Below are 11,245 nucleotides of genomic sequence, written 5' to 3'. Positions count from 1 at the left end.
AACAATACAAAAAATTTCTGTAAAATCGTACATGGTAGTTAGAGCCTTTGGGTTGTGTCGTAACTTTCTAAATGGCTCTAACTACCTTTTTTTCAAGGGCTTTTCTTATCCGTAATTCGGGTTATATTATTAAAAATCAAACTGAATAAAAGCGAAAAGGAAGCTCTCGCTTCCTTCTCCAAAACAACTTAAATCCCATACTTTACACGGTACGCTTCCATTTTCGCCAAGGCATCTTTTTCACCTTTGGCATCCAAATAATTCATTAAATCTTTCATAGTAATTAAAGCATGCACAGGAATTTCCAACTCTTTTTGCACTTCCTGAATGGCTGACAAATCGCCCTGACCTTTTTCTTGACGGTCTAAAGCCACCAATACGCCCGCAATTTGTGCGCCTGCATTTTTCAAAATAGTCACCACTTCACGAATAGCCGTACCCGCAGTGATCACATCATCAATAATCCAGACTTTTTTGCCTTCAACCGCAGCACCCACCAACACACCACCTTCACCATGGTCTTTGGCTTCTTTACGGTTAAAACCCCACGGCACACTTACGCCATGATTTTGTGATAAAGCCACTGCTGTAGCTGCCACAAATGGAATACCTTTATAGGCAGGCCCGAAAATAACATCTACGTTTTTGCATTGCATGAGTTGATCTGCATAGCCCGAAGCCAATAACGATAAGGCCTCGCCGTCATTCAACAAACCTGCATTAAAAAAATAAGGACTCACACGACCCGATTTTAAAGTAAACTCACCAAATTTAAGCACACCACGTGATAAGGCGAGTTCGATAAAAGCTTGCGGGTTAAATTGAGCTGGCGATGTCATGAGGTGCTCCAAATTAATACATTGAGGTAAGACCTGAGCATGATACCAAAGAGTAGCTATCCGAGTGATCAAAAAATTCTTCGAGTGGTTTCAATTAACGTCAATGGGTTGCGTTCATCGGTAAGCAAAGGCTTACTCGAATGGTTGGAAAAGTCTGAAGCAGACGTGATTTGCATGCAGGAAAGCCGCATCACACACGCCCAATGGACCGATAAATTTAAGCCAGAAGGCTGGCACACGCATCTTTTCCCTGCAGAACGCGCAGGCTACGCAGGAACAGCCATTTATAGCCGTTTGCCCTTTGTTTCTGTGCAAAATGGTTTAGGCTTTGAATTGGCCGATTCTCAGGGTCGCTTTATCAGTGCTGAATTTGATGTAGGACTGGATCACCCAATTTACATCTGTTCACTGTATTTGCCTTCTGGCTCTTCGGGTGAAGAAGCGCAAATGCGGAAAGATCACTTTTTAGAAGAGTATCAAAAAATTCTAAAACAGTGGCGTGAAGACAATAAATCGATCATTGTCTGTGGCGATTACAACATTGTGCATAAGCGCATTGATATTAAAAACTGGTCAGGTAACCAAAAGTCTTCAGGTTGCTTACCGCATGAACGTGCATGGTTAGATCATATTTATAATGACTTGGGCTATGTCGATACCTTCCGTGAAGTACGCCATGAAGCAGAGTTGTATTCTTGGTGGTCAAATCGCGGGCAAGCCCGTGCCAAGAACGTTGGTTGGCGGATTGATTATCATGCCTGTTCACCCGACTGGAAAGCACGCACTGTCAATGCTTGGGTGTATAAAGAAGAATGGTTTAGTGACCATGCTCCCGTGATTATTGATTATAAGATTTAGGGTCTATTGACATTTCATAAATGGTTTGCGCTGTAGGCTAAAACTGAGCAGATCAGGCATGAAACGCAGGGAATAGTGGGTCTATTGCCAAGTTTCATAACGCAATCTGAGAAAGTTTTAGCCACAGCCTGAGCAAAAACAAGCACTGCTTTGTTTGCAGCGCAAGGCGCAGCGAAGGACGAGCATATTTTTTTGCTGCTATTGCGTTATGTGCCAGTCATTTAGAATGGCTAAATTTCCTGTCCCATGCCTTATATCAGCTAAAAATATGCGTCGTCGCAAACATAGACGAATTGTCAATAGTCCCTTATTCACACAAATTTCACAGCCTACACGAGTGAACAGTTGTTCACTCAACTGAGGTTCAATTCGCACATAATCTGTCGACTTTGTGTATTTATCTTCAAGTCGATTCAGCGCATTATTGCATCACGGCAAAGGGACAGTCAGGATGACACAAAAGGATTGGAAGCCGAAGGATGGAAAATAAACTAACTGGTTTTGGTTAGTTTCAAGGATGTAACAATGGACGTTAAAATGAGACCCGCATAATCAGGATGATTAAATGCGGGTTTTCTCTTTTTATCATCTTATTTTCTGTTTTGCGCTGTTACTGTTGTTCTTCACTGTATTTTTTATTTTCACTAGAGTCTGTTCTTATCAAGTTTTTCATTTTTTTCTGTTTATGCGTCCCATTTTAGAGCGATCAAGTGTCAATTTGGTGACATCGGTATGACGTATTGATGACACATACCATTTAAACAGCCAATCATTGTTCACTGCAAGTTTCTAGCACTTAGCGCTGTTTTGGGCTAGGCTATAGCCAGTTTGATGATATTAACGTGAAAAAAATATGTTAAAAATTTATGGGATTAAGAACTGCAATTCAATGAAAAAAGCCTTCGATTTACTCAATGAATTGGGGCTAAGTTATGAGTTTCACGATTATAAAAAACAAGGGATCGATGCCGACACTGTCAAAAGTTGGTTAGATGCGCTTGGGCAAGATGTAGTACTGAATAAAAAAGGCACCACTTGGCGCAAACTCAGCGAAGCAGAACAGCAAGCTGCTTTGGCCAGTGAAGCCAACTTAATTGAAGCACTTTGCACTCACACCAGTTTAATTAAACGTCCTGTCTTAAAAACTGAATCAGGCTTTATTGCGGGTTTTGATGAAGCGGCTTATCGTGCTTTAGGTTAAGTTTAAAAAAATACCAATAAAAAAACCTGCTCACATGGAGCAGGTTTTTTTATATCCTGTGCAATATGATTTCAACTGCACAGGTGGAATACATGCTTAGTTCGCACGAATCCATGTTTGGTTACGACCCAATGCCGCTACACCAATGAAACCACGCAATTCCAGTTTCTTACCACCATCGGCAAGTTTACCTTTTAGCTTGTAGGTTTTACCTGTTTGCGGGTCAAGAATTGAACCACCATCGTAGCTCGTGCCGCCTGTATTTTTCAGACCGCGAACAATGGTCAAACCTTTGAGTGATTTGTTGTGATACGGACCTTCACATTTTGTACAGGCATTTTCTTCACCAGGCGTTAAAATTGACTGAATGCTTGCGGTTAAAGTTCCATTTTTTTGCTCAGTAAATCTTACCGTGGCTTTGGGTTGTTTGGTTTTGTCGTCAATTGTTTTCCAAACTGTGCCGTTAAGCGGATCTGCAGCATTGGCCAAAGCGCTTAAACCTAACAGCCCGAATGCAAGTGCAATTTTTTTCATTGTTTTGTTTCCCTGGTCTACTATCAGACAACTTTATTATTAAAAAGTCACAACAAATTTGCAATTTTTGAATGTGACCGTTTAGTGTACCCTTGTAAATTATGTTGGTAAATACACAAATATCCGATCAAATAAAGAACAAGATGGAAAAATCATGAAGATTAACCCCATGTGGAAACAAATTATTACAGAGCAGTTTTTAAAAACCACCATTCGCAAACCAAGCCAATTTAATTTACCCCCCAATTCTGTACGTTTTGCACTAGAACAAATGTGCCGTTTATTTCCCATGCAAAAGTCGGTGCAGGTACGCGCGCTGCGTTTAGCAGGTCTGCATGCCGAAGAATTAAAACCACAGAATGCTGCAACACAGCTCATTTTTCATATTCATGGCGGGGCTTTTTTTCTGGGTTCGTTAAATACCCATCGAGCATTTTTGAGTCAAGTTGCGGCACGCACCCAAATGCAAGTGATTCATGTCGATTATCCGCTTGCACCTGAGCATCCTTTTCCACATGCTTTGGAAGCCGTGTTTGATGTCTATCAAAGTCTGTTGGCGCAAGGTATACACGCCAAAGATATTATTTTGTCAGGAGATTCTTGCGGTGCAAATTTAGCGTTGGCGCTAGCTTTAAAAATACGTGATGAGCAATTGCCGCAAGTGAGTGGCTTAATGCTGCTGTCACCATTTTTAGATTTAACCCTCACCAGTGAATCCTTGCGTTATAACAGCAAGCATGATGCCCTGCTGTCAATTGAAACGCTGGAAACAGGCATTGATTACTATGTACCGCCTGAACTTGATCGGGCAGACCCGCAAATTTCGCCATTGTTTGATGATTTACACGAATTACCACCAGTTTTAGTACAAATTGGCTCTAAAGAAATTTTGCTGGATGATGCAACACGTTTTAAAGAAAAAGCCGAACAGGCAGGCGTAGAAGTGCATTACAAACTCTACACGGGTATGTGGCACAATTTTCAAATGTTTTCACCGTGGTTTGAAGAAGCCAAACGTGCATTGGCAGATTTAGCAGAGTTTGCACATCGGCAAGATCAGAGCTAAGTTCAACCATAACAAGGCTTTGCTAACCAACCCTTTTAGCCGATCCATCTATATAAAAAAAGCTCAGCACCCTCAAGGCACTGAGCTTTTTTTATTGAAATAGTGGGTTAAATCGCCTGAATTTTTTGCATCGCATTGGCAACAGCTTGGTCTTTAAATTCCGACATACTCACCCCTTCAGCGCGAATAATTTCTACATCATTCACCCCTGTAAAGTTGAAGATGGTTTTCAAGAAATCTTCCTGAAAATCAGCAGGGCTATTATCACCATACACACCGCCACGGCTGCTGGCGATATAGGCTTTTTTCTCACCCGCTAAACCTACAGGCCCTTGCTCGGTATATTTAAAGGTTCTTCCCGCCACGCTAATGCGGTCAATCCATGCTTTTAAGGTTGAAGTCAAACCAAAGTTATACATGGCTGCACCCACCACCACGACATCGGCATCAATATATTGCTGGATGATTTTTTCACCCAAAGCCGCTTGTTCTGCATCCTGCCCCATTAAAATTTCGGCAGTTAAGTGCGGAATCGGCTGTTGTGCCAAATCTAAATAATCGACCTGTGCATTGCTATTTTTTGCAGTCAATTGTTGCACAATCGCTTGGCTTAACTGACGTGAAACTGAGTTTTCACCTAAAATACTCGAGTCGATGTGTAAAATTTTCATGGGGATGTTCCAATCTTGTATTCATTTAATAACGCTATTTTAATCGTGCAGCGTAAATAGAATAATTGGGAAAACTAAGACACTATGTTTTATTTTTGGAACAAAAAAGACCACTTTACCGCACAAAAACTTCCGCAGTATTTTTCCTAATCCTGCTTTTTCCAAGTCATTTTGCTGGTTTTTGATAAGGCTCTAAATAATTGACCCACATTGCTTCTTGTGATGCGGCGTGTACCCAAGCGCGCATAGCAGGATGCTGCATCACCCGCTGCATATAGTGTTGGCTGTTGGCACTTACAGGCAAGGCATAAGTCATAAAACGCGTCACCACAGGAGCATAAAACGCATCGGCAATGCTAAATTCACCACACAAGAAACCATCTGCTGCAGGACGTGCCGACCATATGTGTTCAATGCGTGCCACATCCTGCCTTAAACCCGAATGTTCTTGCCATAATTTTGTACCCACTTCTGCTAAATTGGCGCGAATATTCATGCCACATAAACTGCGTAAATCGGTAAAACCACTGTGCATTTCTGCGCTGATGCTACGCGCCCAAGCGCGTTGCTGTACATCACGCGGCCAAAGTGCCTGTTCAGGATATTGCTCTGCCAAGTATTCACAAATGGCGAGAGAATCCCAAATCAACATGCCCTGATCTAACAAGGCAGGCACTTTACCATTGGGGTTAATTTCTAGGACACGTTGTTTAAAATCGCCCTCGCCACGCTCGCAGGGAAAGTTCAGTTGTATTTCTTCAAAAGCCAAGTCAAACGCCTTCAGTACCAACCACGGGCGCATCGACCAGCTCGAATAATTTTTATTGGCAATATACAGCTGCATCATGGCGATGACTCCTGTGTGGTTTGAAGTTGCTGCAGTTGATTTAACAAAGTGCTCTCGTTAAATGCACCTGTTAAACGCAGACTGCGAATTTCTTGTTGTTGTGCATCCAAAAATAAAAAGGTAGGTGGCCCTAAAATTTCCCATTGATTCAACAAGGCTTGATGACTGGCATCGTAATGGCTTAAATCGAGTTTAATTAAATAAAATTCTGCAAGTGCCTGTTTCACGGTGGAGGATGTCAATACCTGCTGTTCAATCGGACGGCACGCCACACACCAATCGGCATAGACATCTATAATCATGCGCTGATTTTTCGGAGCTTGGGCAAGTAACTGTTGTAATTCCGTTGCAGTCGTTGCACGGTGCCATTCTAAAACCGCATCGTTTTCCTGCTGCCAAAAACGCTGGCTGTGTTGATATTGGTTATAAATCAGATACGGCACCACCACCAATAACGCACTCAGATAAATCGCCCGCAGCACACCATGATAGCCGCTCAAACGATGCAGCACATAGCCGACAAAACCCAGTCCAAGTGCCAAACTAAGCCATTGCATCCATGCTTCACCCAATAAAGGACGAATAAAATACAACGCCAATGCCAACATAATAAAGGCAAACAGCACTTTGACTTGATGCATCCACAAACCTGCGCGTGGTAAAGCTTTTGCCCCAAGCACACTGGCCAATAATAACGGCGTACCCATACCAAAACCGAGCGTAAATAACAGCAACGCCCCCTGCATCTGACTTTGGGTTTGTGAAATAAACAATAACGCCCCTGCCAGTGGTGCAGTCATACATGGGCCAACTAAAAGTGCCGACAACATGCCCATGAGTGCAGCACCTGCCAAATTACCGCCTTTTTGCATGGATTGTGCCTGATCTAGTCGATTGACCCAAGCACGCGGCAACTTGATTTCAAACAGTCCAAACAGATTTAAGGCAAACAGCACAAACAGCAAACTAAAAGCAATTAAAGTCGCAGGTTGCTGCAACCAGCGCTGAAAATTCAAACCTGCGGATGACGCAATTAAACCCAATATGGCATAGACCATTGCCATGCTACAGACAAAGACCAGTGCAATCGTCCACGCTTTGACACCTTTATGTTCACGCACCAACAAGGAGGTCAAAATCGGTAGCATCGGCAAGGAGCATGGGGTAAAGGCCAATAAAACCCCTAAACCCAAAAACAGCAGCAAGCCATAGGCAAACGAACTTTGTGCCAGTTTTTCTGACCATATTTGATCTTGTGCTGTGATGGGTTGTGCTGCTGCAGGACTTGTTGAAGATGCTAGCGTGGAGTTGGTCTGAGTTGTCGAAAACACATTCTGGGTTGGGTTACTGTGTCCACCCCACAGATTTTTTTGTGCTGCGCTTTGATTGTCTAAAATCACCAAACCAGTGCTGTCTGTCTGAAATTCAATGCGCTGTGGTGGATAACAAAGTCGATCTTGCGCACAACCTTGCCAGCTCACTTGATAGCGCTGTGCAGCCTGCGTGGGAATTTTAAAACTGACTTGTTGATAATAAACCTGAGTATGTCCATAGTTTTCATCATAAACATCTTCTGCGGGAGGCAACTCTAAAGCCAGTATTTGCTGTCCATGCTCAACCTTAAATTGATGCTGATACAAATAATACTGTTCAGGCATGTTCCAGCGCAGTTCGGCTTGTTGGGGATTGACCGATTCAACGCTAAACTGAAAGGCTTGTTCGGGTGGGAGTAAAGGTGCTTCTGCGTGTAGGCTTAGCGAACACAATAAAAGTAGACTTGCGAGCAGACAAGATAAGCCCCTATTCATATAGCGAAAAATATCAGCCATTAGATCAACAGCAGCTTGCCAAAAGGTCTGAAATAAGGACTGCTTCATGTTCTGCTCGCCTCGGCATGAACTTTATTAGGATGAAAACGAATCTGCAGCAAGCTTGATGAGTTTAGCCTGCTGCAACATACAACGTATTTTAAAGCTTTAAATGGTTTAAATGGCTTAGAACAAGAACGCCATACCTAAACCTGCATGGTAACTTTTATCTGCACCGTCTAAATCTACACCGACACTGGCATCCAGCTGAGTGCGTTCATTCAGTGCGTAAATCACCCCCGAAGTTAAGCCATATTCATTGTCCTGACTTTCTGCTTTACGATAGACCAATTCTGAAAAACCTGACCATTGATCGCTTAAACGATACTGAATATTGGGAATTGCTGTAACCGCCCAATCGCTATTTTGTACATCGTAACGCATGTTGATGCCTGTTTTTAACAGCTCACTGTATTGATAGCTGACTGCCGTACCCAAGCTATAAATATCATCTTCTTCGCTAAAGCCATCATTGCCTGTGGCAATTAGCGCTTGCAACAACACGGCCATAGAAAGTTTGTCATCATTTAAGTCAATGGCTTGTTTTAAACCAATGCTGACATCACCCAAACCATCATCTTCAACCGATTGACCTGCAGTTTTGCTTTTGCTCCATGCAGGCCCTTGCCAGCCCAGCTGTAACTCTAAATCTTGCGCCAAACCTGTACGTAACAGCATGTCAGCATTAAGGCGAGTGGTTTTAACTTTTTCGCCCGAAGCATCGTTACTTTCTTGATAACTTGCACTTGGTAAAGCTTGTTCCCAAGCCAACTTCCCTACAGGTGTAATACCCGTACTCACTCCTGCACCAGGACGATCAAACTCAAAATCTGCCGCGCTCACCTGCATGCTGATGCCTGCCGCCACGATTAACCCAACTGTTTTTAATACTGACATATTTTTATCTCTGCTCTTAGGTCAATTCTTTGCTCATTTTTGCGCCATAACGACGCAACAATTCTAAAGTCTGTTGTTCTTCTGGCAAAGCATCCGACCACTGAATTTCATCAAAATCACAATCAAACAATAAATCACTAATCGAAGATAAAATGGTTAAACCATCTTCATCTTTGCTGTTTGGATCGACTTTTTCATCCAATAAACGCTGCACTGCAGGAACACATGCTGCAGAAGCTGCATCCCACAATGGGCCGTAAATTTCTTCGGCATCCCATAAGTGCAAATTCACTTTGGCTTGAATCAATGCCTCTAAAATATCTAAATGCACTTGCAAATCTTGCTGTTTTTGCTGTTCTGTGAGTGGCTGACCTGCTTCGTATGCTTCGCAGACTTTTTCCCACCATTGAAATAAACCATCTGACCAGACTGAAATCACAGGGCCTTTTTCGGCATCCATAAAGTTAGGGTCTAAACCGTCTGCCAATAGGCGTTGCACTTGGGCAAGGTCTAATTCTTCTATTGCTTGCACCAAGACTTGTTGTTGCGCAGTTAACATGCAGAGAGCTCTCTTATTCAATGTTTAATTTAGAACTATTATGCCCAATAAAGCGACATTTGTATGAGATAAATGTCAGCAAATCGTGAATTTAGTGCATTGGCTGCATGCAAACACAAAAAAGCCCCGCAAAATTTGCGAGGCTCTTGGAATCTGTCTGATCCTTATTCGTCGTCGCCACCAACATCTGTATCTACAAATTCTGGGCGAGCACCACGAGGATTCTCATTTTTCTCAAACGCATGTTCTAGGCTGCGTTTTAAACGGTCAATCGCACCGTGAATGGCTGTATCAATATTATGACCACGATGATTCACAACCACTGGTTTTAAACCTGCTGGACGTGCTTCAATCATACAACGAATGTCGTCATCACCGCCTTTTTCACCATTTTCATCACTAAAATGCACTGAAAAATGGGTAATACGCTCACTGTGGCGTTGGAATTCATTATTCAGTTCTTCACGAACGTAACTAATTAATCGATCACTGTTTTGAATGTTTTTATCGGTACGGATTTCAATGTTCATGATTTCATCCTCTTGCGTTCGTTATTTCTGAATCTTGTTGTGCCAAAATCTTACACATAATTTTATATATATGTTTTGGCGTGTTTATAATGTGCTGTTTTTACAGCATAAAGTACATCTTCAACTTAGTTTGGAATTACTTCCTCCTACGTGAATGATGAACACTTTTAATTCTGCAGAACCGTGTCCCTATACCTTGAATATCGGGCCTATCTGAAAAATATGCAAGCAATATTTATAGAAAAGCAGCAAAAGAATAACCCTTTTATCACCAATTTCAGCTTAGATGCTCAATAAGCGATCAATTTGGATAGCACTACGTTGTTCAATCTATTGCCAATGAGAAACTTGATGCTTTTAAAGGGTTTAGTTACATCTGCAATATTCGCCTTTGCATTTTGACCATTGGTTTTAAATCGTTTAAAAAACACCCAACCCAAAAACTGATAAAAAACACCCAAAAATGACCCGTCAATAATCGAATTTTGCTTTATTTTTGCTAAAGAATCTGTATCCTTGAAACGCTTTTATTGGGGTCTATTTTTATGAAACTTACACATATTGCTGCGCTGTGCGCAATCTCCACTGCTGCAACTTTTACGCAAGCTGCACCGATTTGGCAAGATTTTAGCGTGACAGGTTTATACGGTGAAAATTACAAATCACCTTTTTTAACTGGCGATCAAGAGATTGAACAAAGCACTGTAACTTTTGAATACGCTGCTGGTTTTAAATATGGTGATTTTTTTGCCTTTGCTGACCGTTCAAACAATGATGTAGATGGCAATGACACTTACTTTGAAGTATCACCACGCTTAAGCTTAGGCGCTGTTTCTGGTCAAAAACTTGCCTTTGGTCCAATTAAAGATGTTTTAATTGCAACCACTTGGGAAGGTGGCGAAGGCTTTAACAATTACCTATACGGTATTGGTTTTGATCTTGAGCTTCCATATTTCAAATATGCGCAATTGAACTTCTACAAAGCAGATAATGATAAAGATATCTCTCAAGATGATTATCAAATGACGTTTGCTTACGGTCTTCCATTTAAAGTCGGTGCTGAAGACTTTTTAGTAGATGGTTTCCTTGATTGGTCTACTGCAGAAGATGACCACGCTAGCGAACTCAACTGGACTACACAATATAAATGGAATGCAGGCAAACACATTTCGCCAAATACACGTTTATATGTCGGTATCGAACACTCTGTTTGGAACAACAAATACGGTAATAAATCAGGCATCAATCAAAACGATGTCAGCGCATTGGTCAAATACCACTTCTAAGCTGTATTTTTCGCTGTTCAAAAAGCAAGACCTCGGTCTTGCTTTTTTATTGGTCGTTAAAATAGTTTCCAATAAATATGCTTTGCTCA

The 11,245-nt window shown here is 41.8% G+C and carries 12 protein-coding genes; 4 read left to right on the top strand and 8 right to left on the bottom strand.

Going from position 1 to position 11,245, the window contains the following annotated elements; all coding sequences use genetic code 11:
• Nucleotides 1–188: 188 nt before the first annotated feature.
• Complete coding sequence (gene pyrE / locus FTU09_RS09220; protein ID WP_096901637.1) at nt 189–839, bottom strand: orotate phosphoribosyltransferase; 651 nt, start codon at nt 837–839, stop codon at nt 189–191.
• 39 nt (nt 840–878) lie between these two features.
• Here pyrE and FTU09_RS09215 point away from each other — a divergent pair, with 39 nt between their 5' ends.
• Nucleotides 879–1,697, top strand: a complete 819-nt coding sequence (locus FTU09_RS09215; protein WP_096901635.1) for an exodeoxyribonuclease III — start codon at nt 879–881, stop codon at nt 1,695–1,697.
• Nucleotides 1,698–2,550: 853 nt separating this feature from the next.
• On the top strand, nt 2,551–2,898 hold the full coding sequence (locus tag FTU09_RS09210) for a Spx/MgsR family RNA polymerase-binding regulatory protein (RefSeq protein WP_026438350.1): 348 nt from the start codon (nt 2,551–2,553) through the stop codon (nt 2,896–2,898).
• 96 nt (nt 2,899–2,994) lie between these two features.
• Here the strand turns inward: FTU09_RS09210 and FTU09_RS09205 are convergent, their stop codons facing one another.
• Nucleotides 2,995–3,432: a DUF2147 domain-containing protein gene (locus FTU09_RS09205; protein ID WP_004974208.1), complete on the bottom strand. Its 438-nt coding sequence runs from the start codon at nt 3,430–3,432 to the stop codon at nt 2,995–2,997.
• A 154-nt stretch (nt 3,433–3,586) separates the two neighbouring features.
• On the opposite strand from FTU09_RS09205, the gene FTU09_RS09200 reads away from it, so the two are divergent.
• A complete protein-coding gene (locus FTU09_RS09200) occupies nt 3,587–4,498 on the top strand; it encodes an alpha/beta hydrolase (protein ID WP_004974206.1) in 912 nt (303 codons plus the stop codon).
• Between the two features lie 107 nt (nt 4,499–4,605).
• Here the strand turns inward: FTU09_RS09200 and FTU09_RS09195 are convergent, their stop codons facing one another.
• The 6 genes from FTU09_RS09195 to FTU09_RS09170 form a co-directional block, all read right to left on the bottom strand.
• Nucleotides 4,606–5,169 carry an FMN-dependent NADH-azoreductase gene (locus tag FTU09_RS09195; RefSeq protein ID WP_096901633.1) on the bottom strand — a complete coding sequence of 188 codons (564 nt, stop codon included), beginning with the start codon at nt 5,167–5,169 and terminating at the stop codon, nt 4,606–4,608.
• Nucleotides 5,170–5,335: 166 nt separating this feature from the next.
• The gene (locus FTU09_RS09190) at nt 5,336–6,016 is read right to left on the bottom strand and encodes a glutathione S-transferase family protein (RefSeq protein WP_131261214.1); all 681 of its coding nucleotides are present in this window, start codon (nt 6,014–6,016) and stop codon (nt 5,336–5,338) included.
• Nucleotides 6,013–7,824 (bottom strand): protein-disulfide reductase DsbD, encoded by a 1,812-nt coding sequence (gene dsbD, locus FTU09_RS09185; RefSeq protein ID WP_373685371.1) that lies wholly within the window; start codon nt 7,822–7,824, stop codon nt 6,013–6,015. Before dsbD ends, FTU09_RS09190 begins: the two co-directional genes overlap by 4 nt.
• 186 nt (nt 7,825–8,010) lie before the next feature.
• Entirely contained in the window at nt 8,011–8,781 is a 771-nt protein-coding gene (locus FTU09_RS09180) for a transporter (RefSeq protein WP_167846410.1), read from the bottom strand.
• Nucleotides 8,782–8,797: 16 nt separating this feature from the next.
• Nucleotides 8,798–9,340 carry an ankyrin repeat domain-containing protein gene (locus tag FTU09_RS09175; RefSeq protein WP_167846411.1) on the bottom strand — a complete coding sequence of 181 codons (543 nt, stop codon included), beginning with the start codon at nt 9,338–9,340 and terminating at the stop codon, nt 8,798–8,800.
• Nucleotides 9,341–9,504: 164 nt separating this feature from the next.
• Nucleotides 9,505–9,870, bottom strand: a complete 366-nt coding sequence (locus FTU09_RS09170; protein WP_004974190.1) for an HPF/RaiA family ribosome-associated protein — start codon at nt 9,868–9,870, stop codon at nt 9,505–9,507.
• 545 nt (nt 9,871–10,415) lie between these two features.
• Here FTU09_RS09170 and FTU09_RS09165 point away from each other — a divergent pair.
• Nucleotides 10,416–11,156 carry an outer membrane protein OmpK gene (locus FTU09_RS09165; protein WP_070155832.1) on the top strand — a complete coding sequence of 247 codons (741 nt, stop codon included), beginning with the start codon at nt 10,416–10,418 and terminating at the stop codon, nt 11,154–11,156.
• Nucleotides 11,157–11,245: the final 89 nt, after the last annotated feature.

It is taken from the genome of Acinetobacter sp. YH12058, from assembly GCF_013419805.1.
In the GTDB taxonomy this organism is placed as follows: domain Bacteria; phylum Pseudomonadota; class Gammaproteobacteria; order Pseudomonadales; family Moraxellaceae; genus Acinetobacter; species Acinetobacter towneri.
This window is presented reverse-complemented; position numbering and strand designations above follow the sequence as displayed.